Source organism: Rhodococcus sp. IEGM 1381 (assembly GCF_030056795.1).
In the GTDB taxonomy this organism is placed as follows: domain Bacteria; phylum Actinomycetota; class Actinomycetes; order Mycobacteriales; family Mycobacteriaceae; genus Rhodococcoides.
In genome coordinates this window covers 1-911 of sequence record NZ_JASHKQ010000032.1, presented here as the reverse complement: position 1 = coordinate 911, position 911 = coordinate 1, and the positions used below count along the sequence as shown (strand labels likewise).

Annotated in this window: 2 protein-coding genes; both read left to right on the top strand. The window is 62.8% G+C overall.

Annotated features, from left to right (window positions below; translation table 11 throughout):
* The coding region (gene rplW / locus QM797_RS26140) for a 50S ribosomal protein L23 (protein WP_283278646.1) at nt 1-216 on the top strand (216 nt) is incomplete at its 5' end.
* Between the two features lie 39 nt (nt 217-255).
* On the top strand, nt 256-911 hold a 656-nt coding region (gene rplB, locus QM797_RS26135), incomplete at its 3' end, for a 50S ribosomal protein L2 (protein ID WP_283278645.1).

Sequence of the window (911 nt, the reverse complement as noted above, 5' to 3'; positions counted from 1 at the left end):
TTCCTGGTGCACCCGGACTCGAACAAGACGCAGATCAAGATTGCCGTCGAGAAGATCTTCGACGTCACCGTGACCAGCGTCAACACGATGAACCGTCAGGGCAAGCGTAAGCGGACCCGGTTCGGTTACGGCAAGCGCAAGGACACCAAGCGCGCGCTCGTAACGCTCTCCGCTGACAGCAAGCCCATCGAGATCTTCGGAGGTCCGGTCGCGTAAGCGACTGGGACTCTTCGGATATAGAGGACGAGAAGACTCATGGCAATTCTTAAGTACAAGCCGACAACCCCGGGTCGTCGTGGCTCCAGCGTGTCCGACTTCGCTGAGATCACGCGTTCGACCCCCGAGAAGTCGCTGGTTCGCCCGCTGCACGGTCGCGGTGGACGTAACGCACACGGTCGTATCACCACCCGGCACAAGGGTGGCGGTCACAAGCGTGCGTACCGTCTCATCGATTTCCGCCGCAACGACAAGGACGGTGTGCCGGCGAAGGTCGCTCACATCGAATACGACCCGAACCGCACGGCGAACATCGCACTGCTGCACTTCGCAGACGGCGAGAAGCGCTACATCGTCGCACCCAAGGGCATCGCCCAGGGCTCGCCGATCGAGCAGGGTCCCAACGCCGACATCAAGCCCGGCAACAACCTTCCCCTGCGCAACATCCCGACGGGTACGACCATTCACGCGGTCGAGCTTCGTCCGGGTGGTGGCGCGAAGATGGCCCGCTCCGCTGGAGCGAGCATTCAGCTCCTCGGTAAGGAAGGCGCATACGCCACGTTGCGTATGCCTTCCGGTGAAATCCGTCGCGTCGACGTGCGCTGCCGCGCAACCGTCGGTGAGGTCGGCAACGCCGAACAGTCGAACATCAACTGGGGCAAGGCCGGCCGTATGCGCTGGAAGGGCAAGCGCCC